Raw genomic sequence first — 23,509 nt, 5'->3', positions numbered from 1 at the left:
TCCCATGTTGGAATTAAAACCTATTATCAATGCGTTATTGCGCTCTAAAGTCGGTGCCGTACTTGCGATCCTACAACTTGCCTTGACGTTGGCAATTGTCAGCAATTCACTGTCGATTATTAGTGAGCGCGTCACCTATCTCAATAAGCCAACTGGCTATCCTGAAGAGTCGATAATTACCTTCAGTGTCATGTCGTTTGACGACAAGATAGATGCAAACCAACAGCTTATCGTTGATGAGAGAATACTAAAAAGTATCCCTGGAGTTATAGAAGCCGTGGGAGTGAGCTCGGTTCCGCTTTCAGGAGGAGGTAGCAATTCAGGATTCAGCTTAACCCCTGAAGACGATGGTAAACATACAAACTCGGGGCATTTATACGCCAATGAACAAGTGATCCGTACCTTGGGCGTAAAATTGATAGAAGGCCGTGATTTCACATCTGGTGATGTCTTGATCTCAAGTGAATACGCTAAGCAACCTGATGTTGTTATTGCCAGTAAGGCTTTTACGGACGAGATATTTGGTGAGGGTAAAGGATTGGGCGAAACGATTTATTATGGTGGTGGCCCGTTAAAAGTCGTGGGGATTGTTGAGCGTATGACTAATGCTTGGCCGCGTTTTAGAAATGCTGATCGCTTAATTATTTTTCCTATGGTGAATGCGAATGGATTTCAAGATTTCTTAGTTCGCACCGATCCGAGTTTGCGTGGCGAAGTAATGAAAAAAATAGAGTCGGCGCTGCTTCAAGAAAATCCTAGTCGTGTGATCACAGGCATTAAAGGGCTTGATGAGGTGAAAGGAAAGTACAATTCTAAAGACTTATTGATGCTAAGAATGTTGCTAGTGCTCATCACCGCATTAGTCGTCGTGACGGCGCTGGGAATATTTGGTCTTACTCAGTTTAATATCAGCAAACGTACTAAACAGATAGGTACTCGCAGAGCTTTGGGGGCGCGCAAGTCTGCAATTGTTCGTTACTTTGTGGTAGAAAACCTCATTGTTTGTGCAATTGGCTTAGTACTTGGCACAGTGGCTACGATTTTCCTAGGACAAAAGCTAATGTCTTTGTATTCAGTGCCGCCGCTAGAAGTAAGTTATATTTTGATAACGGCGCTTGGGCTTATCGTGCTTTGTATCGCGTCAGTAATTTTTCCTGCTAAGAAGGCGGCGAACATTTCACCGAGTATCGCGACAAGAAGTGTATAACCCTTATGCTAATCAGGTTGTGTGAGTAGCCTGATTAGCATTACTCTAACTTGCCTTGTATTAGTTGTGCTAGTATAGGTAAGTGGCAACATGTAATAACAAGAATAAAATCATATGGATAAAATCTTAATTGTGGATGATAACCCCGCAGTACTTGATGCGCTGTCATTGTTACTAGAGCTGCATGATTATCAAGTGGTTACCGCGTGCTCACCGTTAGAAGCAATTAAAGTGGTGTCGTTTCAGCAAATTGCACTAGTTATCCAAGATATGAACTTTAGTGCAGACACCACCTCAGGAGAGGAGGGGGCTGCGCTATTTCACCAATTGAAAGCATTAAATGCAAAACTCCCTATTATCTTATTAACGGCTTGGACTGAGCTCACCACTGCGGTTGAACTGGTAAAAGCCGGAGCGGCAGACTATCTAGCTAAGCCGTGGGACGATCAAAAGTTACTCACCACCATTGCAAACCTCGTTGCGCTTGGTGAGGCACATAAGCAAGTTGCAAACTTTGAACGGGCTGAACAAGAACGCCAACAGTTTAATCAAGGTGCGGATTTATGCGGGTTTGTGTATAAGTCGGTGGCCATGCAGCGAATCATAGATATGGCGCTGCAAATCGCTAAATCTGATGTGTCAGTGTTAATAACCGGTCCAAATGGTAGCGGTAAAGAAAAAATTGCGGAGATCATTCAAGCGAACTCACCACTAAAAAACCAACCGTTTGTCAAAGTGAATGCAGGCGCGCTCCCAAGTGACTTAATCGAAGCTGAGCTTTTTGGTGCTGAGAGCGGTGCTTATACCGGTGCGAATAAGCAGCGTATTGGTCGCTTTGAAGCTGCTGATAAAGGCACGTTATTTTTGGATGAAATTGGTAATTTACCTCTTCCAGGGCAAACAAAATTGCTACGTGTTTTACAAAGTGGTGAGTTTGAGAGGCTAGGGTCAGTCGAGACAAAAAAAGTTTCGGTTCGTGTCATCTCAGCAACGAACGCGGATCTGCTAGCGGATATTCGAGGGGGGAAATTCCGTGAGGATCTATATTATCGCTTAAATGTCATCGAGCTAAACTTACCCGCGTTGTCACAGCGGGTGGATGATATTTTACCTTTGGTCGCGCATTTTTTACCTGCAAGAGGACTTACTTCGGATGCCCAGCAAGCATTATGTGAACACCCTTGGCCTGGAAACGTACGGGAGCTTGAAAATGCCTGTAAACGTGCGGCGGTATTGAATCCTGATGGCGAGCTCAGTGCCAAAGATTTTGGTCTTGATGTGCAGGCAAATACAGCACAAGTTAGCGTATCGCAAACCATACGAGAACCCAGTAAAGAAGAATTGGAGCAGGCGCTCAAGACTCACCTTGGTGTGATTGCGAAAGTGGCGCGACATTTTAACATGAGTAGACAAGCGCTTTATCGTCGCTTGCAAAAGTTTGGCATTGAATATTAAGGACAATAATGACGACCTCGCAGCAACATGCATTGATCATTGCCATCAGTATTATTATTGGCCTTATTCCTTTATGGTTCTTACTCGATGACCACAGTGGCTTCATTGTAATAGTGCTGGGCTCCGTCAGTGTTGCACTACTGTTGTATAAACTATTAATGCGTGAAAGCAAAGCGGGGTGGGAGGCGTTAGAAGTCGGCTTGATGAACTTTAAGGATGGCGAATTTTCTACGTCCATTACCTATAACGCTAACAATGAGCTCGGTAGACTGTGTCAGTTATTCAATGAAACAGCAAAGCAGCTGAGAGATGAAAAACAATGGATTTATCAGCGTGAGCTGATGCTTGATAAAGTGCTAGAGTCGTCACCTCAGGTACTTGTCCTCGTCGACTCACAGGATGTGGTGGTATTTGCTAACAATAGTGCAAAAACGTTTTTTAACTGTGAGCATCGCCTTGAAGGTGAGCGTTTTAGTAAGTTGTTATCTGAAGTTCCCGATGAACTTCAGCAAGCTGCAAACAAACAACTTGATGGCTTGTTCTCAATACAAAACAGCAGTGGTGAGTCGCAAATGTGGCATCTCGCCAACGGTGAGTTATTACTCAACAACCACTTTCACAAATTATATATTTTTAAGCAATTCACTCGAGAGTTGAGCCGCCAAGAAGTGCAAGTTTGGAAGAAAGTGATCCGCATCATTAGCCATGAGTTAAACAACTCATTAGGGCCAATTTCATCTATGTTGCACAGCGGGCAGATCTTGGCTGAACGCGTGGATGAACCTAGACTAAGCCGAGTCTTTGCGACGATAGAAGAGCGCATTGTGCACCTTAGCGAGTTTGTTCAGGGCTATGGTAAGTTCGCCAAACTTCCTTTGCCAAACACTGAGTCTGTGGATCTGCAGGTTTTGTGTGAGCGGCTGCAAAGCCATTGGTCATTCCAATATCAGCTTAGTCAAACGCAATTACAGGCAGACACGACACAGTTAGAACAGTTACTTATTAATTTGATAAAGAATGCGACCGAGTCTGGCTCAGAGATAGAGGAAATCTGTGTTCAATCTGAGCAGCGCAGCGACGAGGTTTATATTTGGGTGCTTGATAGAGGTGAAGGCATGAGTGACACCGTGATGGCGAATGCCTTAATTCCATTTTACTCTACCAAAGCGTCGGGAACAGGGCTTGGTTTAGCGCTGTGCAGAGAAATTGTGGAAGCACACAACGGTAAGATCAGCCTCTATAATCGCGATGGTAAAGGCTTGTGCGTCGAAATTCGGTTACCGAACAAATTATCCTGAATTTACTCAGGATAATAAACTTAAGACTGAGCTCATCAATTATTTTGGTGGATCAATCGAATGGTTAATGCTGGTGTTAACTCTAAACCACCCTGCAATTGAATAGCGCTTTTCGTTGGCAACCAGTACTTCATGAGGAAATTCATCACTTAAAAAAGTAACCAGTGTGCCGTAACTTGGCAGCACCGTAGTGAGTATTTCGTCGTGATTATCGGGATTGTAAACGACAAGTTCGCCGCCATTGTCTGACGCCCAAGACTGGTTTAAGTACAATACTGTGGTCAAAATTCGGTTGGTCTTTCCCTTAAAGGCGTCCATATGCTTTTTGTAAAACGCCCCAGGAGGATAAATGGCAAAGTGGCTTTCATAGCTAAATAGTCCCATAAACAGCCGTCTGTTCAAATAGGCCTTTAGCTCGCTCATGTAGTTGAGCCAAACAGATTCCAACTCATTGCTGGTGTCTAACCAGTGAATTTTATCTCTGCGAATTTTCTTATTTTGCTCGTGAGAGGATAAACGACCAATTCCAGCTTGCTTAAAGTCGTCACTGCTGAGCTCTGCTATTCTCAATTCTAACTTGGATAAAATGTCGGGACTGACGAAATTTGGCAAAATACTAATGCCTGTGGTTTGTAAGTCCTGAGCTAATTTCTCGAACGGAAATTCTAAGTCTAAATCTAACAATAGCGGCGCCTCTGAAAAAGGTCTTTTTACCGCTTTGTTTGGTACCGATCCAGCGAGTTAATTTCACCTTGTCGATAAGCGAATTTTGTTAATGATGTTTTCACAGGCTACTTCGATTAAATCAAGCACATGTTCAAAGCCACGTTCACCGCCATAATATGGATCAGGCACTTCATGCTCACTCATGTCACCAAACGCTAAAAACAGCTGAACTTTATGCACTAAGTCGTTAGGACAAATGGAGAGTAGGTCGCGGTAATTAGCGTTGTCTGCACACAAAACTAAGTCGTAATCTTCAAAATCACTGGGTTTTACTTGCTGCGCTGATATGCCTGAAAAGTCATACCCTCTTGCGCTGCCTGCTGCGACACTTCGTGGATCTGGAGGGTTACCTTGATGATAGCCAATGGTGCCAGCGGAATCGATACGGGTTGTTAAGTCTGTTGCTGCGAGTTTATGCTTTAATACCGCACCCATAGTTGGAGAGCGGCAGATATTACCCATGCAGACGACTAAGATACTAGAAATTGCGCTCATATTGTTGTCCTTCAAGTACGCTTTTATACCAATAGTATTCATTCTCCAAGTCTACCGATTTTTTAATTCAGAGCAAAATATAAGATTCCGGCTAATACCAATAGTATTCATTCACCCAGTCTAGCGATTTTTTTAGGGCAAAATATAAGGCGCCGCTAATACCAATCGTATTAGGACGCCAAATTTAACTCGTTAGTTTGGAAGATTTTCGTGAGGACCAAATACCTCATAGAATATTTGCTCGGCTTGTACACCGGCATTCATCAATTGGGTTTTGATAAAGCGCATAAAGGCAACTGGGCCGCATAGGTAAAACTCTCCGTCTGTGAGCGGCAAAGTATCTTTGATTGCGTTGATATCCATCAGTCCGGAATGCGCACCGTCGGCTTCTGACTCCAACCAAGTAACCACATTAAAATCTCGGATATTGCTACCAAGTTCATTGATTTCTTGGTTGAAACCTAAGTCATGGTCGGTTTTATTCGCGTGTAAAAAGTGCGCTTCGACTTCAGGTGAATGTTGGCTATGAACGCCCAGCATGCAAAGCATAGGGGTTATTCCAACCCCAGCGCTAATGTATACCTTTGGACTGGCTGTATGTTGTCTGACAAAGTCTCCAGCGGGGGGAGTGAGCTTGAGGATGTCACCCGCCTTAAGCGAATGAAGGTATTGCGATACAGCACCGTCGTGTTTAGTCGAAATTCTAAGGTACGAACCATTAGGGGCAACAGACAAAGAGTATTGGCGGATCTGCTGAAACCCTGCCACTTCTTTTGGTACAAAGACAGAAACAAATTGCCCAGCTTGGTAATGAGGTAGGGCTTTACCGTCGACTGGTTTGAGATAAAAGCTTTTAATATTTTCAGTATTGCTTATCACCTTTTCAATCGTAAATTCACGAGTTCCTTGCCACCCACCTTGTTGCTTAAGCGCGGTTTGATAAAGGCCATGCTCTGCGGTGATAAATAAATCGGCTAAAAACTGGTAGGCACTAAGCCAAGCTTGCTCTATTTCGTCTGTGAATTGCTCGCTGAACTCGGCTTTGAGTGTTGCAATTAAATGCTGGCCAACAATAGCGTATTGCTCAGGTAAAATCCCAAGGCTAACGTGCTTATGGTTGATACGTAAAATGGCGTCACTGAGCACTTCTGGTTGATCAATGTAATTGGCATAGGCCGCTAATGCTGCAAATAGTGCCAACGGCTGCTTTCCCGAAGCCTGATGGGATTGGTTGAATACCCCTTTTAACTCTGGGTGTTGATTGAACATGCTATGATAAAACTTGGCGGTGATCTCGGGACCGACCTGAGCCAATAGCGGTGCACTTTGTTTTACCAACTCAATCGTATTTTGGGTAAGCATTAATATCTCCAATTTGAGAGTAGAGTTAACCTATTCGCCCATCGACGCGTTTTTGTATCAGCATGGGCGCGAAGGTAATGAAAAAAAGCAAAAAACCAAAAACCCAAGCCACTGCACTTAACAGCCATGCATTGTGTGGGTTTATAAAATGAATAAGGAATGCGCGGATAAGACCTGATATCGCGATACAGATAAATGCCAGCGTAGTTGTCGTGCCTACTTGTAATAGTCGACCTGTGTGGCCCAAGGTAACGCGAGTCATCATGGCTAAGATCATTAATCCCATGCCATTAATTGCCACTAAGTGAAGATGGCTGCGCAAATGCTCTGGTGCAAAGGTGTTGTTGTATGCACTAAGTATTAAACCCACTGCGATTGCACAATATGACAGGTACAGTGACCAAAGCAGTGGTACGTTAAATAATTTACTGTTAAACCAATAAATTGCTCTTATCGAGTGCAGTAGACCAAGGAGCAGTAGTGCAGCACTTAAATAGTGAGTATTTTGTATCGTAAACTGCAGGATATAGGTGAAAACGCAGATGATGGCGAGGTAAAAGATCGCCCTGTCTAACTTTGGAGTATGTGGTTTTTGTGCTTGCTGCAATCCTCGGGCAATAAAAAACGGAATAACGCGGCCACCCACTACACCAATCAATAACATGTAAGCAATAAGCGTTGCTTGGCTTATAGCGCTTAGCAATGAGAAGTGCTGGTTGTGAAGTAAAATTAAAAATACGATGTTGCAGCCACACAACATGCTTACAGCAAAAATAAAAACACGATTGTTTTTGGATTTTGCATCAACAATTACGCTCGTTAAATTGAATAGTATAATGAGCCAAAAACCCAGTTGTAGTAGCAAGGTGATGATGACTGATGAATTTGCCACAAAAAAGCTCAGTCTAGCGGCACACCAAATAATACAGAGTGACAGCAGTGCGCCACCATGTAATGTCTGTCTTTGCGTCCAATTTTTTGCTGCGGTTAGCAAAAATCCGGCGACGACTGCACCGCCAAAGCCAAACAGCATCTCGTGGGCGTGCCAATAGGTCGCTGGGTAATCATTACGCCAAACAACATTACCATTGAGTAATAAAGCCCATACAGAAATACTCACGACAGCGAATAAGCCTGCGAGTAAAAATAGTGCTCTAAAGCCGAGCATTAACACGGGCCAAGTAGATGGTGTATACCAACACACGGCTTTTGGACTGGGCTCTTCTAGCTGGATTAAGCTCATTTATTTAACCTCCAAACCTAGGTGGTATAGACAAACAAGGCGGATGACGTAGGCAAGCTTAATCAAGGCGGCCAATACGATAGTACTAATATGTGCTGCAATTTGTGAGAAGAGGCTGAAGCTTTCAACGCTAAAAAAACTCACTTGCAGTGACAGCATAAACGCTGCGAGTGAAGTGAAAATGGCGATGTTGCTATATCTTAAAAGTTGGTATGCGCGGCTCATCGTTAACTCTGCGAATGTTGATATATAGACTGCACATTGCAGGTGTCACGCCAACTTTAAAATGCTTTATAAATCATTGGATTAGTATTCTCTTATTGATGTTTGAGTCAAATTGACCTATCTTAAATGGTGTTTATTTGAATAAATTGAGTCTTTTTGACATGAATTCGTTAGCGCTCTCCAAATTGCTTGAGCTTAGTATGTCGTTGTCACGACTTTCGTTGGCGCAAGAGGGTCGTGAGGTTAAGCAATACGCTAAGTCCTTGCTTTCAGCATTGAGTCAATCTGTTACCGCTGATGCCATCGCCATTCTCTATGGCGATCAGCATGCATTAACTATCCTAGCTTGCAATGGGTTGAGTGCGGACGCTGTTGGGCGGCAATTTTTGCTTACAGAGCAACCTAGATTGATGTCCATTTTCGAGTCTGACGAACTAGTTAGTTTTCCTGCCAATAGCGACTTACCCGACCCTTACGATGGTCTGTTGCTCGCCGAAGAAAGTCGCTTACCGGTGCATGCCTGCATGGGATTTAAGGTCGCGCTGCAAAGTAGCACCTTATTGATGACGTTCGATTGTCTTAAACCTGATAGCTTTGAGCACTTGTCTGAGGTTTATATGAAAACCCTACAAGCAATTGTCTCAAGTAGTGCATTACGTATGTTTGAGGCTGAACGGCTCTATGAGCAAGCACGTTCATCTATCCATACTCAATCCCAAAAGTCCGTTAAAAAGCAAATCTTGGTAGGAGAGAGTGCGGTGATGCACTCGCTTAAATCAGAAATTGAACTGGTTGCTGGTTCTGAATTTAATGTGCTTATTCAAGGTGATACAGGAACGGGTAAAGAGTTAGTAGCAAAACACGTACACTTTAACTCCCAACGAAATGACAAACCGTTCGTACAAATTAACTGTGCGGCACTTCCTGACTCGATAGCAGAAAGTGAACTCTTTGGTCACAAAAAAGGCGCGTTTACCGGGGCCGATAAAGACCGATTAGGCAAATTTGCAGCCGCGGACGGCGGCACGCTGTTTTTGGATGAAGTTGGCGAGCTGAGTCTGACTTTACAGAGCAAACTATTACGTGTGCTGCAAAGCGGTGAGGTGCAAGCGGTAGGTGCTGATCGTATTCATATTGTCGATGTTAGAGTGGTTGCTGCGACTAATCGTGATTTAAAAGAAGAGGTGAGGCGCGGAAAATTTAGGGCTGATCTTTATCATCGCTTGAGTGTGTATCCTTTATTTGTTCCTCCACTGATCGAAAGGCTAGATGACATCCCGCTGCTGGTTGGGTTCTTTTTAGAGCAGCTAAGAGGCACGCTCAACGCAAAACAAGTGGTGATGGATAGGCAAGCACTCAGCCGATTAATGCATTACGACTGGCCGGGCAATGTCAGAGAGCTTGAACATTGTGTCAGTCGTGCAGCGTTAAAAGCTAAGCATCAACAGTGGCAGGCTAATATCATTGAGATCCATGACATAGATATCGCGCCAAAACACAATCAACAAATTCAGCAGGCTGAGTGCCTTACCACGCAAGAGAAAACACCTCCTGTCGCCATGAAATTCGCCGTCGAGCTACTACAAAAAGACATGATCGTTAACGCGATGGAACGTCATGGGTTTAATTGGTCGGCAGCTGCGAGAGAGCTGGAAATGGATAGAGCAAATTTAGTTCGACTGGCAAAGCGTTTAGGGTTGAATGTTAAAAAGCAGATGAGTTGAGTAACCGAAGCTGCTTTTATGAGTTTCAATAACTTAGCAAATTTTTTATTTTGAGTTTTGATTGAATACAAGCGGTTCAAAAAATGAAATCCTAAATGTAATGAAAATTGTTATTAATACTCTTATAAGTTGTTTATTTTAAAAGGGTATATTAAGAAAACTGTTATTTTTATTTAATCTTGCGAAGAATAAATATTGAACTAGGGTTATAGGGCGTCACTCGACATTATTAGGGGGCCCTATGCAGGGTAATAAGCAAGTCATAACAGCGCTAAACCAAGTGCTTACGCTAGAGTTAACATCGATAAACCAGTTTTTTCTACACGCAAGAATGTACAAAAATTGGGGGCTTGAAGAGCTAAACGAGAAAGCATATAAAAAATCTATCAAGGACATGAAGCAAGCAGATGATCTTATCGAGCGGATATTATTCCTTGAAGGGTTACCAAACCTCCAGCATTTAGAAAAGTTACGAATAGGTGAGCATACCGAAGAGATGATGGCGTGCGACTTGGCGTTTCAACTCGATCAGCTTCCGACTTTGCGCGATGCAATTGCGCTGTGTGAACACGAACAGGATTATGTTAGTCGAGAGCTACTAGAAGACATTCTTGAATATGAAGAGGGCTATGTGGATTGGCTCGAAACGCAGCACTTCTTAATCAAAAATACCGGCATTGAAAACTATCTGCAATCGCAGATTGAGGGGTAAGTTATGCAAGGCAATTCTACCGTTATCGACTTACTCAACAAGCAACTTACGCTTGAGCTTTCTTCTATGGATCAATATTTGGCTCATGCCAAAATGTATGAAGATTGGGGACTGGAAAAGCTACACCATAAGTTATCTCACGAATACGAAGAAGAGCTTGATCACGCTAAGCGGATCACGGAGCGCATTTTGTTTTTGGAAGGCACGCCAGATACTGCTTCTCGTGCGCCAATTCACGTCGGTGCTGACGTGAAAGAAATGCTAGAAAATGACTTGGCTGCGGAAATTCTGGTAAAAGATCACTTGAAAAAGGTGATAGCAGTGTGTGAGCAAGCGCAAGATTATGTTACCCGTGAAATGCTCGAAACCCTGTTAGATGACACCGAAATGGATCACATTTATTGGCTTGAACAGCATATCAATTTAATCAAACTAATTGGTTTACCAAACTACATTCAGAGCCAACTTGCTAATAGCCCTGAATGATCCCAACCACCGTGCCTACCTTTGGGTGCGGTTTCTTTGTGCGCCATGCATTGTCTTGGTGATTTATAACGAGCAAGGTATTCGCTATAAAATTAAGCAATCACAATGATTTGAACTAAAGTTTAGTTATGTGTTGAGTGATTAGTAATACGATGAAAATATTATTACTGTTTTTCTGCTTCCTGAGCTCAGTTTGTCTCGCAGCAAACTCCAAGCAAGTGTTTCGTATTTATCATGACGCTGATTATTCTAATTTAAATGAGTCAGCTGAAGCGATAAAAATGGGATTTTTAACCGCATTAGATGAAGTAGATAATCAAATCCAAGGTTATAAGATTGAATTGGTGGCCAAAGACCATCGTGGTAATAGTAATCGTAGCTTGCTTCACTTTAAGCAATTTTTAAAAGACCCGAATGCCTTACTTGTGCTTGGTGGTGTTCATTCTCCTCCTTATATTAAATTTCGTAAATTTATCAATGAGGGTGAAGCGCTGCTGTTGGTTCCTTGGGCCGCTGGTGGACCAATTACAAGATACCCGAGTAAGGATAATTGGGTTTTCAGGCTTTCTGTGGATGACACCAAAGCGGGTAAAGTACTCATCAATTATGCAAAGCAACAAGGCTGTGTTGCACCTCATTTACTCCTTGAGGATACCGCATGGGGGCGATCCAATTACGACACATTGCTAGCTGAATATAAAACGGCCAAGCCTAACAACGCGCTGCCCGTATCTTGGTTTAACTGGGCGACACAAGAGAATGAAGCACGGATCATGGTCCATAATATTATTGAAAGTGAGCCGCAATGTATCATTTTTGTTGGCAATGCGATTGAGGGCGCTGAGTTTGTAAAAGCCATGGCAAGTATTGACGAGGCGCAGCGTCTGCCCATTGTTAGTCATTGGGGGGTAACTGCGGGTAACTTTTTTAAAGTGGTTGGGGATAAGCTATCTGCAGATGTCTCATTGGCGGTCCTACAAAGCTGTTTTTCTTTTGAGAATAAACCATTAAGTGCGTTTTCGGCACGGGTATTTAATCGTGCAAAACAGCTTTTCCCGACCGAGTTTGCCAAGCATGGATTTGTTCAAGCAGCTCCCGGATTTATCCATGGCTATGACATTGCTAAGCTTCTTATTGCGGCAACGGAGCAAATAAAACTGACAGATTCGGTCGCGACCAACAGAGCCTTGTTAAAAAGCGCATTTGAGGATTTGCAATCGCCGGTTAACGGTCTAGTAAAAACGTATCAACGGCCTTTTAGTGTCTGGAGTGAAAAAATCGATTCAGCCCATGAAGCGCTAACCGTGCAAGACTTGTGTATGGGACAGTACCAGTCTAATGGCAGTATTAAACTAGTTTATAGTTACCCGGGGTCGCATTGAAAACTAAATTCACCTTAACGAGTAATCGCGCTTTTTACACCTTTTTAGGATTAACGGCTATCGTTTCACTTCTGCTCAGTGCACTTTTTGTTGGACTGAGATCAAATGTCATAGTCGAAGATTTAGTAAGAGAAACGAATGAAACCCAAGCTCAACTCGCAGTTAACAACTTAACTCAGTATCTTGAAAGTCGTAAGCAGATCCTCTCTGACCTTTCTCTACATCCTATTATCGTAAATGGTGCGATGGGCACGGGGCTCTCCGCGGCTAAGTTACGAGACTTTATGCGCAGTTTTCAAATTATAGGTAGAGAAGAAAAGTTAATGGTGATCAATGTATTGGGCGATGTGGTTTACGCAAACTTTGATTCTCATGAAGTATTAGGCCAAAAACCAAAGTGGCTCGATAAAGTGATCAATGCAGAGCTGGTCAGTGCGATAGATCTCACTCAGATTGGCAACTTGCACTATTTCACAATAGCAGTACCGATTTACTATAACGGCTTTGCCGAGGGAGCACTTATTGGCGAGTTTTCTACGAGTTTAGAGAGTCTGCTGAGCTCCTCATCATCCAAATCTTTTCACAGCATTGGTTTAAAAGGCAGGTGGATTAACTTTTCTAACACCCAAAAAGTTGAAACTTACTTTAGTGTAAGCAGTCTCGATGTTGGCTCCACCGATTTAGTATTGGACTATCGTGTAGAGAAAAGTCAGGTCACTGACGAAGTGAAAATATTTGTGTGGGATCTTATTGGTGCTATTGCTTTTGGGCTATTCCTATCATTTGGCTTGCTCTATTTGTTTGGTAAGCAACTTTTGTTAAACCCGTTCAAAAAGCTAGAGGAATCAAGGACAACACTCAAACGCAGTGAAGAGCGATTTAAACTTGCAATATTTGGTAGCGATGATGGTCTTTGGGACTGGGATCTTGAACGGAATGCTGTGTTTTATTCAGACAGATTCAAATCTTTACTAGGCTTTTCGCAAGAGACACAAGCCTTATTCTCTGCGCATATTTCTAGTTTATTTGACCGAGTCCACCCAGAAGACCTCCCCAATTTAGAAAACTCAATTAAGTTTCATATGACAGAAGAAGAGCCTTTTGGTGTCGAGTGCCGAATAAAAACGAGGCAAAACAGCTATCGCTATTTTTGGCTAAAAGGTGCTGCGGCACTTAAAGATGGACAAGCGAAGCGGATAGTTGGTTCACTGTCGGATATTACCGATCAAAAGCTTCATCAAGAAGCACTGAAAAAGGCCAAGGAACAAAATGATTTACTCGCTCAAGCAATAGAGTGCGCAAATGTCGGCATAACGATTGTTGACGCGACTAAGCCTGAATTGCCAATCGTATTTGCGAATAAAACATTTCAACAAATCACCGAATATGGTGATGAAGTGCTGGGTAAAAACTGTCGCTTTTTGCAAGGTGAACATACCCAACAGCAAGCGTTAGATGAAATCAGGGAAGCAATAATAGCTCACGAATTCGTCAAAGTTGAATTGATCAATTACACCAAATCTGGAAAGGCATTTTGGAATAGTTTGCAGATCTCTCCGGTGTTCAACGAACAAAATCAATTAACGGCATTCGTCGGTATCCAGCAAGATATTACCGCTGCTGTTGAGGCGAAAAAGGAACTAGAACAAGCGAAGCAAGCGGCGGAGCAGGGCGCGCAAGCTAAAAGCGAGTTTTTAGCGTCAATGAGTCATGAGATCCGCACACCAATGAATGGTGTGATAGGCATGTTAAGTCTGCTAGAAGATGAGCACCTTACACAAGCTCAATTACATAAAGTGAGTCTTGCAATGGGCAGTGCCAAGTCATTATTAAATCTTATCAACGATATTTTAGACTTTTCTAAAATTGAAGCGGGTAAGCTTGAGCTTGAGTCACTAGATTTCGATATTAGGGCATTGCTTGGCGAATTGATTGAATCCGTTGCGTTGCAAGCACAGAAAAAGGGACTTGAACTTATTTTAGATGTTACCCAACTTGAAAAGCCATTGGTGCAGGGGGATCCGAGCCGGATTCGGCAAATAATCACCAACTTAATTAGTAACGCAATCAAGTTTACCGAGCAAGGCGAGATCATCATCCGAGCTTGGTTTAGTGAAGTGGATAATAAACTGAGATTTCATTGCTCAGTTGAAGATACCGGCATAGGGATACCAGAGGACAAAGCGGATAGGCTTTTTGCTAAATTCTCTCAAGTTGATGCCTCTACGACTAGAAAGTATGGAGGGACTGGACTGGGGCTTGCCATTGTCAGGCAACTCTGTGAATTAATGGATGGTGATATCACCGTGAGTAGTCGGTTTGGGCATGGTAGTCAATTTGAATTTTTCGTGACTTTGATCCATGGCGATAATACTCAATTCGAAGCTGCAAAAATTGATTTACAAGGGAGCAAAATACTCCTAGTTGACGATAACCTCTCAGCCTTGACGAGTTTGGAATTTCAATTGCGGCGCTGGGGGGCGGATGTGTATAAAGCCAGCTCTGGAATACAAGCACTATCTTTATGTGAAGCTGAATACCAATGTGATAAAAATGTGTTTGATATCGCCTTATTGGATATGACGCTCAGAGGTATGTCGGGTGAGCAGCTCGGTGCTGCACTAAAAAATGATAAGCGATTCAAAGCGATAAAACTTATCATGATGACGCAAATGGGTACCAAGGGGGATGGCCAGTTTTACGCGGAGCGTGGCTATTCAGGTTATTTTCCAAAGCCTGTGACAACCAAAGACCTTTTTGATGCGTTAACCATTTTAGCTGAAGATGGCAAGGCGTTGGCGAATGCGAAACCACTGGTTACGAGTCACTATCTGAAGCTGGTAAGAAAGGCGAACGAAACCGAATTTACGTGGCCAAAACCTTGTCGTATTCTACTGGTTGAGGATAACAAGGTGAACCAAGTTGTCGCATTAAGTATGCTCAAAAAATTGGGGATAACCCATATTGAAGTTGCCGAAAACGGACTGCTTGCTATTGAACTGCTCAAGTCACATCAAGATGAATGTCAATTTGAGCTAATTTTAATGGATTGTCAGATGCCAGAAATGGATGGCTATCGGACTACCGAATTAATCCGAGACGGAGCCGCAGGTGAAAGTTATCAAGGAGTAAAAATATTAGCCATGACAGCCAATGCAATGTCCGGTGATAGGGAAAGGTGTCTAAATGCAGGCATGAATGATTACCTCACAAAGCCCATTTCTGAAGAGCCACTGAGCGAGAAACTACAATATTGGCTATACAAAAGCGAATACACTTCCACAGACGATACAGAAGAAACGACTTAAGGGGGTAACTGAAGCAAATTGGCAATATTTCCTATCTGTGATAATCTTTACTGTATATAAAAACAGTTATCTAGATTTGCGTTGAGAAAAGAATTACCCGCCAAATATTACTTAAGCCACTTTAGTGAGCTTAGCGATTATTTACTTAAAGTATGTCACCCGCTATTAAGTAGTGCTCAGCGTGAGCTGCTAGCAGAGCTACATCGCTTGCCTGAAGATGAATTGTGTTTGTTAGTGCGGTTTATTTCCCGCAAAACTCCTTTTCTGGATATCAATTCACTGCGCTACGAAGAGATCAATAATATTTGTGAAGTCGCGTTTTCATTAAAAGCAAAGGGATTGCTTCGTCAAGTACAACAAGGCGACTTTCAAGCACTATTATATTGCTTAACTAAACCATGTTTAATTGAACTTGCCGAGCGAGAGAACTTAACTACACTGCCAAGTAAATCGGCAAAAAAATCGCTCTGGGTAGCGCATATCAATCAATCTGTCTGCGTTGAACATCTAAATGCACAAGAATACCTATCCCAGTATCTCACGCTCTCATTTCAAGCCGATATCGACTACTTTCTATTTTTGTACTTTGGCAAGGTAGGCTTTAGCTTAGCGCAATTTTCGATGCGAGATCTTGGTGTAATGAACACCCGGAGCACTGACGCTGCTTACCAGGCACATTTTGAACAAAAAGCAGAAGCCGTGAGCGCGTTTTATTATGCAAATGCACTCAGTGAGCTCAAAAATGCCTCTGAAGATGAATTAGTGTGGCGTGCTAGACAGGCCGCAGCGCAACAATTGCCTAAGGTTGATGGGCAATATGCAGTGACTGCACATGCAAAGTACCTGTTAACGCTTGCCAGAAAGTTAGGTCCTGAATTTTCCCATTTTAAAACCTTACTGGGTATGAGTGAGCACCCTCAAGCGTGTGAGATGTTGATACGACATAATTATAAACAAGGTGAAGTTGAGCAGGTTCGTGAGCAATTAGAGCGCATATTGCAGGGGGAAAGCGATGAAACATTGATGATCTTCGCGGAAGACTTTTATCAGCGTAAATTTAACCAAAAATGCACTTCTGTACTTACGGATATGCTAAGAAAAAGTCAACCTGCGATCCAAATTGATGAGGCTTTTAAGGGACAAACAGAGGCTGGCGTCATTGCTTATTATAAACGTCATGACATTGAGGCCTATCATGTTGAAAATGAAATTTGGCTGGCCTTATTTGGATTGAGCTTTTGGCAAGAACTGTTTTATCACCCAAAAAGTATCGTTGCTAATGGGTTTTCTAGAACTCCGCTGGCGTTAAAAGAAAATCGCTTTTACAGCGAATTTGAGGAGGAAATTGAATGTCGCTTAGCGAGTTTTACAGATACTTCTGCTTGGATGAACTGGCTTCTACGCCAGATGAGCGAACATTACGGAGAGCCCAATCGGTTGTTTATTTGGCACGATAAGATGCTCGACTCAATAAAAATATTACTGTCTAACTTGTCAATTGAGGATGTTAAATCTGTTTTAAGGCTAATGTGTAGTGATTTTCATCTGATGAAATCTGGTTTTCCCGATCTGATGATAGTCGACAAAAAAGCGGGTTTAAGGTTTGAAGAAATCAAGGCTCCTGGAGATAGTCTTAGCCGAAGTCAGCTGGTTAACATTTCTAAACTCTTGCAACGCAATATTCCCACGCGACTGCAAACCGTTGAATGGCATATTTGCAAAGAGCAACCTTATGTCGTTGTTGATATTGAAACCACCGGTGGCAATAAAGAGTTTGATCGAATTACCGAGGTAGCCATGGTAAAAGTCGTTAACGGCGAGGTCGTTGCTAAATGGCAATCACTTGTTAATCCGATGCGTCGTATCCCACAAAAAATCACGGAACTGACAGGGATCACTCAGGCAATGGTGAGTGATGCTCCCGTTTTTTTTGAAATTTTGGAGCAAGTTGAGCTGTTTAGCCAAGGTGCTATTTTTGTCGCGCACAATGTGAACTTTGATTATGGCTTCATTCGGCAGGAGTTTGCTCGAGTCGGCCGAGAGTTTACTCGTGCGAAGTTATGTACTGTGCAGTTAGGCCGAAAGTTTGTACCAGGCTTGCGCTCTTATGCGCTCGGGGCGTTTTGCCAAGCGATGAATGTACCTTTGATTAATCATCACCGAGCGATGGATGATGCTTATGCTACCGCTAAAATTTTCATTCAAATCAATACAATAAGACAGGAAAAGTAGCATGTCAGCGGTTCGTTTAATGCATCAGCAGATGGGCCTATTTTGGGGAGCAGGCGTGTGGTTAGGGGCGCTTTGCGTATCTAAACTACCTTGGCAAGCGATTGTTTCTGCAGTGGTGTTGTTGGTTATCAATGTATTTATATTTGCACTTTTTTGGTGGGATAAGCGCGCTTCAACGCTTGCTCAATCGCGTATTCCTGAGCGTAATTTACTACTGTGTGGGTTACTTGGGCTCAATATTATCACACCAGTGGCAATGTATATGCTCAGGCATAAAACCATCAAACCTAGCTTTAATTTTAAGCTGTTGATGGTGCTCATAATGCAGACTATTGTATTTGGTATGCTGTTTATTTGGTTATTTATATAGGCCCTAATACGCTAATAGAATTTTTTATTGATAAATTTTCTTTGTTGACTAATTATCAGTAGGATAATTGGTATCAATGAGAGAACAATAATGAACAAACTAGAGACGTTATTAAGTCAGTATGCCATGTATCATCGCAGCAAAAGAAACATTCTGACTCACTTTTTTGGGATCCCGTTAATTGTCATTGCTGTTGTGGGTATGACTTTTATCCCGTTATTCGATGTATCAGGAGTGACCATCACGCTTGCCGCGCTGATAGGGGTAGTTTTATGTGGCTATTACCTGATGCTATCCCCCATTCTCGGGCTCATGATGAGCGCCATCATACTGGCTTTTTATTTCCTTGTTCAAACGCTGAACCCACTCATTGTTAATGCTGGAATATTGACCGTATTGTTTTGGGCTGGTGTTTTTTTTGTAGGTTGGGTGTTGCAGTTTATAGGGCATTATTTCGAGGGAAAAAAGCCTGCGTTTGTCGATGACTTGATTGGTTTAGCAATTGGACCACTGTTTGTGCTTGTGGAGCTTTTATTCGTATTAGGACTATGTAAAAAGCTCGAAAACAAAATAGTGAATAATGCTGGAGAGTATAAAGCATAGGCAAATAGTTGGGCTGAAATGTGATTTCTGCCCAACTAACAATATCGCTTAAGTTGTCATGCGTGTTTCTAATTTAGAGCCTTTTATTATCGTGATATCTTGGCAATTTAATCTTACTCGGCCACAGCGGGTTTCCAATAAAAAGGTTGCTTCCGGGTAATCTTCGCCACCGGAATCGACAAATTGCTTGCGTGCGCGGTGAACCATAATGTTCATATGGTTTGTTTGTACGCCGAGTGCTTTTGCTAAGTCATCGCGGTAAACCCAACCTTGAACATCCGATTCAAGGCCTGCATCTTTATCTTGGATCCGAGTTCTGGCAAGCAGCAACAGTAAGTAGTGATGACTTCTGACGCCTAAATCTAGGTGTTTATCGTCAACACTTAGTGTTAGCTGAGTATCTTCTTCGTCTTGACTTACATTGAACTCTAATGCCATTGGCTTGGCAGCTTTTTGGCATTCAAGGTGTTTAGTTACCGCGATTGTCGTGGCAGAAAAAAACATCCATTGGTCGTTCATCAGCGATACAATACTGCCATCTATTAAGGCTTGTCGATCTGAGGTATTTAGATCTTCTAAAAACCAATAGTTGAGCAATTTATCATAGTAAATGATGTGTTTAGGGTCATCTTCACTAGGAAGTAGAAGTTGATTCGTTACTTCTACTACTTTTTGGTTGTTTGACTGAGAAACTAAATATTGACACTCGGTTTGCAAGTTCGCCGCGACAAACGAGTTTTGACCAGGTGCTGCAAAATCAATCTTATCATTTTCGAATAGCTGATACGGCAGGTTCTTGTCGAGCTTTTTATCGTTTATCCAGATGCCGTTTGTACTCACATCTCTAATAAACCATTTGTTTTCATTGAGTTCGATAATGGCGTGATGTCGCGACACTCCCGGCTTGTCTATCAAGGTATCTACACTATATTTATAGCGGCCTACCGTATGATAGCTTTTAAGATAGACTCGTTCGAGTTTCTGTTCGTCGATTAAATAAGCCATAGTTAGTTCCGTATAACTTTGATGAAAATTACATGCTTATACAAAATAGATATCACAATTCAGCAAGGCGTAAATTTCATCTATATCAATGTATAAGTGCCGTGAAGCATACAATTTTATTTCCTTCTACTCAATGATAAAGACCCACGAGGTGGGTCTCGTTGAGGGAAGAATTCACCAGTACTTACGTACCGGCTTGGTCTAATTTGGAATTACAGTTTTTCTAGTTTGACGCAGAATCCCAAAGCTTAAACCAATTGTTTGATATTAGGGTGATAAATCCTAGCAAACATCTTCAGTCTAATTCGTTTACTTTAATTTAGCTATTACACGGCATTACACTGAGATTACAGGAGTTTTAGACTTCATTGACTTGAATATATTCACGGTATAAACCATATTTTAATTAGAGAGGTGTGAGATTAGCTCTCATGTGCTCGAGCTTCGTAACCTCTCTTACTTTTCCAGTTACCAAAAATAATTTTTTACTGCCTTTACACTGGTTGTTCTTTTTATCTTTAGTTGTGGATTGTTAACCACAACATAAAAACCAGACTTTCGAAGGGCTTTATAAAAGCAGGAGTATAAAATGGGCCAATACAAAGCGTTAAAAACCGTTAAGTTGGAAGGGGTATTTCAGCTTTGTGATCACTTCGATTCAGAACCTTTAAATATGGACAGTAGCGCGGTTAAGGTAGTGACTGACTTTACTCGTAGGCAGCCTCAAGTGATAGCAAAAGACGTCGATATTGATCATGCTTTATACATGATGAAAAATGGCCATGTGCGCTCAAAGCTCGTTGTTGACGAAGATGATAATTTCTTGGGAGTGGTAAATTGTCGTGACCTCACCGGCAGAAAGGTCTTAAGTGTTGCACAAAGAAAACAGGTGTCGAGAGAAGATGTGTGCGTTGAAGATGTGATGGTGAGTAAAGAAGAGCTATATGCTGTTCCCTATGAAATGGTTGCCAAAAGTACGATAGGAGATGTGCTTGAAACATTACAGAGTTTAGGATTGCAGCACGTTTTATTGGTTGGTCCGGAAGGGCTCCGGGGTATGATCTCTGCTAGTGATATCGCAAGAGCATTGCATATTCCAGTGAGTATTTTGCAAAAGCCGACTTCATTTAAAGAAATCTTTGGGGTGGTTAGCGGTAAGGAAGACTTAGCGAATTAGGTTTTATTATAACGGGACGAGTTGTTTTCATCGGAAAAGTTTAATGCTGCACAATATGACAATTTGGTAGGCTCTTTTCATTCTCCTAGGTGTGGTTTAACAAACCACACCTTCTTAAATCTTATAGGCTCTCGCTTTGTAAGTACTTAATGGCCCCTCTAATTGCTGCCACTTGACCCGCGATACAGTTTTCTGGTGTTGCGTTTTGACCATCAGGATAAACTTCAGTTGTTGTTACAAAAGCGGCATTTGTCATACCCATACATAAACCGAGCGCAGTGCCATCATAATTAATTACACCGTGCTGCTCTAAATCAACACCGATTAACTGCCCATGGTTATCGGCGTCGGCAATTTGCGTTACCGCAGCCACTTCTTCGATAATGCGTTTTTGAAATTTAGCTTCCGGTTTTTGAGTATGTCCAACTAAATAGAAACCGTCAGGAATGTTCCAATTGTGATTCTCTTTACCATCTCTTGCTGCCAATGCAGGGCGGAATTCAGAATTATCAGAATCTGTGGTTTCGTGCAAATCAACATGACACAGAATATCTGCTGCTTTCTTGTCGACAAAGTTAATTGCCAATCGAGACTCAGGCGCTGGGCTATCTGCATAAAAAGAGCGGTTAGGATCAATGGCTTGTGGATTCCAGCGGTTTATCGTTTCATAGCCCCAAGGGCTCAAGCAAGGCAAGATAATGAAATTATAAGCCTGTTCATATTGTTGCGCTTCTGATTTTGCAAAAGCGAGCGCTCCATGTACACCGCTTGTTTCATAACCATGCACGCCACCGGTAACGAGTATGGTTGGTTTGTTTTGCTGCCAGTTTTTTGTTGTTAATGCATATAGAGAATAAGTTTGATTTGGGTAGTCAAGCTGACCATACTCGGTGACGTCAAAAACGTGCTTGAGCGTTTCTATTTGAGTTATGACCTCTTCAGAGTATGAGCGTTTGATCGATTGGCTTTCTAACCACACTGTTTTTTCTTTGGAAGTCCAAGGTACGCCGGGCGTACCTATCGCATATTGTCTTTGCATAATAACCTCGTTATGAATTTAGGTTATCTTACTCAATGCCTCGTTTTGAAAGCAAATTTATAAGGTCTACTACACACCAATAAACTTGGGATTAAATATATCCCAGTAGTTTAAGGCTTTGCTGTTGCGCAAGGTTGGGTTTGAAAGACCAAATTCTTAGTACACCGCTTGTCAGATAAAGCTTGGTATAACTAAACCAAAGTAATCGTTCCACCGAGATTTTTTCCACTTCTTCTGCTGGAATATAGTGCTTTTGGCCTAACAGGCTGTGATAAACCACGCCTTGATTGCAGATGATTACTCGGCTTTGACCACTGAATATTGCCCATAACCCTGTAACAATATAAAACATGATTGCTGCAGATAGCGTTAATTGGACAAAAGAAACCATGCTGATTCTTTCTGACACGATTAAGGCATCTAGAACAAGTAAGGTAAACGCTATAATAGAAAGGGAAATGAAAAATGATAAGTTCATTCCTAGTTTTAACTCTTTCATTGTTGTTCCTATTTTTCTTTGATTGACTCTGAGAGTGTGCAAATTATTTCAACAAAATGAATCAATTGTGGAGGTAATGATCTTTTCTTACTAAATCAAACTTTATAATTGATATTTTCTCTTATGGCTGCTTCTTTAGTAGTATGTATTAGAGGTGTTGCTTCGCAGGGATAACGCTTTTTAGCGGTAGAGGTAATAATGTTGGCAGTATTTGGAAATTTTTTAATTGTGAAAAGTGAAATGTAATAAGTGGAGCCTTCTTATTTTTTCGACTTTTTTACGGCCTACGGGATGTGGCGTAATTGAACTTGCACTTTTTTAATATGACAAATGGAAAAAGTTAGCATATGTTTAAATCTTAGCGTTTTTTGTTCCGTCTTGAAATATCTGTGATCTTGTCTTGCAGAAAAGGGTTAAGGAAGAATTATGAAATTTGAACAGCTACTCAATCACTTTGACACAGGTATTTGTGTCGATCAGATGCAAAAAGAAGCCCTAATTGATATCGCATTACTATTTATTGGTGTTGATGGGGTCATCAGTGAAAGTGAAAAACATGTTGTGAGAAAGTGGGCAAAAAGTCTGCAGTGGAACTCTGCAATCGCATTAGACGATTACATCGAAGATAGCCTTTCAAAATCTGTTATTGCGATAAAAAATAATGACATTGAAGCTTATGTGCAACACCGCATGAATAACATTATCGATGAGCCGATGCGTAAACTTGCGAAAGACTTAGCCGTGCGTGTTATTGAAGCCGATGGCAATGTGAAACAGGCAGAAAAGGACGCACTCGCCATTCTTGAGGCCGAACTATAATACTGTCTTTAGCTGCAAGGTCAGTGGACCCAAGGTATCCAATTAAATATTGAGGTCCACTGATATCTAAGCGTCTTTTTGACTTTGAACTACGTAAATAACCTGAGCTGCGGATAATTAATGCCTTTCTAGCAGCCAGTTT

General features: G+C 42.0%; 21 protein-coding genes. 13 read left to right on the top strand and 8 right to left on the bottom strand.

Going from position 1 to position 23,509, the window contains the following annotated elements:
* Nucleotides 1–4: 4 nt before the first annotated feature.
* From NO992_RS07320 to NO992_RS07310, 3 genes are all read left to right on the top strand, one after another.
* The gene (locus NO992_RS07320; RefSeq protein WP_371375650.1) at nucleotides 5–1,207 is read left to right on the top strand and encodes an ABC transporter permease; all 1,203 of its coding nucleotides are present in this window, start codon (nucleotides 5–7) and stop codon (nucleotides 1,205–1,207) included.
* A gap of 114 nt (nucleotides 1,208–1,321) precedes the next feature.
* Nucleotides 1,322–2,662, top strand: coding sequence for a sigma-54-dependent transcriptional regulator (locus NO992_RS07315; RefSeq protein ID WP_371375647.1), 1,341 nt, complete (start codon nucleotides 1,322–1,324; stop codon nucleotides 2,660–2,662).
* Between the two features lie 8 nt (nucleotides 2,663–2,670).
* Nucleotides 2,671–3,960 carry a PAS domain-containing sensor histidine kinase gene (locus NO992_RS07310; RefSeq protein WP_253105642.1) on the top strand — a complete coding sequence of 430 codons (1,290 nt, stop codon included), beginning with the start codon at nucleotides 2,671–2,673 and terminating at the stop codon, nucleotides 3,958–3,960.
* Between the two features lie 39 nt (nucleotides 3,961–3,999).
* Here NO992_RS07310 and NO992_RS07305 read toward each other — a convergent pair whose 3' ends face one another.
* The 5 genes from NO992_RS07305 to NO992_RS07285 form a co-directional block, all read right to left on the bottom strand.
* Nucleotides 4,000–4,644, bottom strand: coding sequence for a 2OG-Fe(II) oxygenase (locus NO992_RS07305; RefSeq protein ID WP_371375644.1), 645 nt, complete (start codon nucleotides 4,642–4,644; stop codon nucleotides 4,000–4,002).
* A gap of 63 nt (nucleotides 4,645–4,707) precedes the next feature.
* The gene (locus NO992_RS07300; RefSeq protein ID WP_371375641.1) at nucleotides 4,708–5,181 is read right to left on the bottom strand and encodes a low molecular weight protein-tyrosine-phosphatase; all 474 of its coding nucleotides are present in this window, start codon (nucleotides 5,179–5,181) and stop codon (nucleotides 4,708–4,710) included.
* A gap of 192 nt (nucleotides 5,182–5,373) precedes the next feature.
* Nucleotides 5,374–6,543 carry an NO-inducible flavohemoprotein gene (gene hmpA / locus NO992_RS07295; RefSeq protein ID WP_371375638.1) on the bottom strand — a complete coding sequence of 390 codons (1,170 nt, stop codon included), beginning with the start codon at nucleotides 6,541–6,543 and terminating at the stop codon, nucleotides 5,374–5,376.
* A gap of 25 nt (nucleotides 6,544–6,568) precedes the next feature.
* Entirely contained in the window at nucleotides 6,569–7,786 is a 1,218-nt protein-coding gene (locus NO992_RS07290; protein ID WP_371375635.1) for an NnrS family protein, read from the bottom strand.
* Complete coding sequence (locus tag NO992_RS07285; protein ID WP_010374807.1) at nucleotides 7,787–8,011, bottom strand: hypothetical protein; 225 nt, start codon at nucleotides 8,009–8,011, stop codon at nucleotides 7,787–7,789.
* A 161-nt stretch (nucleotides 8,012–8,172) separates the two neighbouring features.
* On the opposite strand from NO992_RS07285, the gene norR reads away from it, so the two are divergent.
* From norR to NO992_RS07245, 8 genes are all read left to right on the top strand, one after another.
* A complete protein-coding gene (gene norR, locus NO992_RS07280; protein WP_371375632.1) occupies nucleotides 8,173–9,735 on the top strand; it encodes a nitric oxide reductase transcriptional regulator NorR in 1,563 nt (520 codons plus the stop codon).
* 241 nt (nucleotides 9,736–9,976) lie between these two features.
* On the top strand, nucleotides 9,977–10,447 hold the full coding sequence (bfr, locus tag NO992_RS07275; RefSeq protein ID WP_010374801.1) for a bacterioferritin: 471 nt from the start codon (nucleotides 9,977–9,979) through the stop codon (nucleotides 10,445–10,447).
* Between the two features lie 3 nt (nucleotides 10,448–10,450).
* Nucleotides 10,451–10,933, top strand: a complete 483-nt coding sequence (gene bfr, locus NO992_RS07270) for a bacterioferritin (protein ID WP_010374799.1) — start codon at nucleotides 10,451–10,453, stop codon at nucleotides 10,931–10,933.
* Nucleotides 10,934–11,085: 152 nt separating this feature from the next.
* Nucleotides 11,086–12,315, top strand: a complete 1,230-nt coding sequence (locus tag NO992_RS07265; protein ID WP_371375628.1) for an ABC transporter substrate-binding protein — start codon at nucleotides 11,086–11,088, stop codon at nucleotides 12,313–12,315.
* Entirely contained in the window at nucleotides 12,312–15,623 is a 3,312-nt protein-coding gene (locus NO992_RS07260) for a response regulator (protein WP_371375625.1), read from the top strand. Before NO992_RS07265 ends, NO992_RS07260 begins: the two co-directional genes overlap by 4 nt.
* An 81-nt stretch (nucleotides 15,624–15,704) precedes the next feature.
* Nucleotides 15,705–17,855, top strand: coding sequence for an exonuclease domain-containing protein (locus NO992_RS07255; protein WP_371375622.1), 2,151 nt, complete (start codon nucleotides 15,705–15,707; stop codon nucleotides 17,853–17,855).
* 1 nt (nucleotide 17,856) lies between these two features.
* The gene (locus NO992_RS07250; RefSeq protein ID WP_253105633.1) at nucleotides 17,857–18,225 is read left to right on the top strand and encodes a DUF1294 domain-containing protein; all 369 of its coding nucleotides are present in this window, start codon (nucleotides 17,857–17,859) and stop codon (nucleotides 18,223–18,225) included.
* Nucleotides 18,226–18,315: 90 nt separating this feature from the next.
* Nucleotides 18,316–18,828 carry a DUF962 domain-containing protein gene (locus NO992_RS07245; RefSeq protein WP_017218140.1) on the top strand — a complete coding sequence of 171 codons (513 nt, stop codon included), beginning with the start codon at nucleotides 18,316–18,318 and terminating at the stop codon, nucleotides 18,826–18,828.
* A gap of 48 nt (nucleotides 18,829–18,876) precedes the next feature.
* On the opposite strand, the gene NO992_RS07240 is transcribed toward NO992_RS07245, so the two are convergent.
* Nucleotides 18,877–19,833 (bottom strand): FHA domain-containing protein, encoded by a 957-nt coding sequence (locus tag NO992_RS07240; RefSeq protein ID WP_010374789.1) that lies wholly within the window; start codon nucleotides 19,831–19,833, stop codon nucleotides 18,877–18,879.
* Between the two features lie 589 nt (nucleotides 19,834–20,422).
* Here NO992_RS07240 and NO992_RS07235 point away from each other — a divergent pair.
* Nucleotides 20,423–21,010, top strand: a complete 588-nt coding sequence (locus NO992_RS07235) for a CBS domain-containing protein (RefSeq protein WP_017218139.1) — start codon at nucleotides 20,423–20,425, stop codon at nucleotides 21,008–21,010.
* A gap of 121 nt (nucleotides 21,011–21,131) precedes the next feature.
* On the opposite strand, the gene NO992_RS07230 is transcribed toward NO992_RS07235, so the two are convergent.
* Nucleotides 21,132–22,049 (bottom strand): M14 family metallocarboxypeptidase, encoded by a 918-nt coding sequence (locus tag NO992_RS07230; RefSeq protein WP_371375617.1) that lies wholly within the window; start codon nucleotides 22,047–22,049, stop codon nucleotides 21,132–21,134.
* Between the two features lie 91 nt (nucleotides 22,050–22,140).
* Nucleotides 22,141–22,548, bottom strand: a complete 408-nt coding sequence (locus tag NO992_RS07225; RefSeq protein ID WP_010374784.1) for a hypothetical protein — start codon at nucleotides 22,546–22,548, stop codon at nucleotides 22,141–22,143.
* Between the two features lie 426 nt (nucleotides 22,549–22,974).
* Here NO992_RS07225 and NO992_RS07220 point away from each other — a divergent pair, with 426 nt between their 5' ends.
* Complete coding sequence (locus tag NO992_RS07220) at nucleotides 22,975–23,367, top strand: hypothetical protein (RefSeq protein WP_010374783.1); 393 nt, start codon at nucleotides 22,975–22,977, stop codon at nucleotides 23,365–23,367.
* Nucleotides 23,368–23,509 lie beyond the last annotated feature (142 nt).

It is taken from the genome of Pseudoalteromonas sp. DY56-GL79, from assembly GCF_041414765.1.
Classification (GTDB): domain Bacteria; phylum Pseudomonadota; class Gammaproteobacteria; order Enterobacterales; family Alteromonadaceae; genus Pseudoalteromonas; species Pseudoalteromonas piscicida.
This window is presented reverse-complemented; position numbering and strand designations above follow the sequence as displayed.

What these genes read in the sequence shown, in the direction of transcription:
- NO992_RS07320 (WP_371375650.1), top strand. Translation starts at nt 5, where the DNA reads ATGTTGGAATTAAAACCTATTATCAATGCGTTATTGCGCTCTAAAGTC.
- NO992_RS07315 (WP_371375647.1), top strand. Translation starts at nt 1,322, where the DNA reads ATGGATAAAATCTTAATTGTGGATGATAACCCCGCAGTACTTGATGCG.
- NO992_RS07310 (WP_253105642.1), top strand. Translation starts at nt 2,671, where the DNA reads ATGACGACCTCGCAGCAACATGCATTGATCATTGCCATCAGTATTATT.
- NO992_RS07300 (WP_371375641.1), bottom strand. Translation starts at nt 5,181, where the DNA reads ATGAGCGCAATTTCTAGTATCTTAGTCGTCTGCATGGGTAATATCTGC.
- hmpA (WP_371375638.1), bottom strand. Translation starts at nt 6,543, where the DNA reads ATGCTTACCCAAAATACGATTGAGTTGGTAAAACAAAGTGCACCGCTA.
- NO992_RS07290 (WP_371375635.1), bottom strand. Translation starts at nt 7,786, where the DNA reads ATGAGCTTAATCCAGCTAGAAGAGCCCAGTCCAAAAGCCGTGTGTTGG.
- NO992_RS07285 (WP_010374807.1), bottom strand. Translation starts at nt 8,011, where the DNA reads ATGAGCCGCGCATACCAACTTTTAAGATATAGCAACATCGCCATTTTC.
- norR (WP_371375632.1), top strand. Translation starts at nt 8,173, where the DNA reads ATGAATTCGTTAGCGCTCTCCAAATTGCTTGAGCTTAGTATGTCGTTG.
- bfr (WP_010374801.1), top strand. Translation starts at nt 9,977, where the DNA reads ATGCAGGGTAATAAGCAAGTCATAACAGCGCTAAACCAAGTGCTTACG.
- bfr (WP_010374799.1), top strand. Translation starts at nt 10,451, where the DNA reads ATGCAAGGCAATTCTACCGTTATCGACTTACTCAACAAGCAACTTACG.
- NO992_RS07265 (WP_371375628.1), top strand. Translation starts at nt 11,086, where the DNA reads ATGAAAATATTATTACTGTTTTTCTGCTTCCTGAGCTCAGTTTGTCTC.
- NO992_RS07250 (WP_253105633.1), top strand. Translation starts at nt 17,857, where the DNA reads ATGTCAGCGGTTCGTTTAATGCATCAGCAGATGGGCCTATTTTGGGGA.
- NO992_RS07245 (WP_017218140.1), top strand. Translation starts at nt 18,316, where the DNA reads ATGAACAAACTAGAGACGTTATTAAGTCAGTATGCCATGTATCATCGC.
- NO992_RS07240 (WP_010374789.1), bottom strand. Translation starts at nt 19,833, where the DNA reads ATGGCTTATTTAATCGACGAACAGAAACTCGAACGAGTCTATCTTAAA.
- NO992_RS07235 (WP_017218139.1), top strand. Translation starts at nt 20,423, where the DNA reads ATGGGCCAATACAAAGCGTTAAAAACCGTTAAGTTGGAAGGGGTATTT.
- NO992_RS07230 (WP_371375617.1), bottom strand. Translation starts at nt 22,049, where the DNA reads ATGCAAAGACAATATGCGATAGGTACGCCCGGCGTACCTTGGACTTCC.
- NO992_RS07225 (WP_010374784.1), bottom strand. Translation starts at nt 22,548, where the DNA reads ATGAAAGAGTTAAAACTAGGAATGAACTTATCATTTTTCATTTCCCTT.
- NO992_RS07220 (WP_010374783.1), top strand. Translation starts at nt 22,975, where the DNA reads ATGAAATTTGAACAGCTACTCAATCACTTTGACACAGGTATTTGTGTC.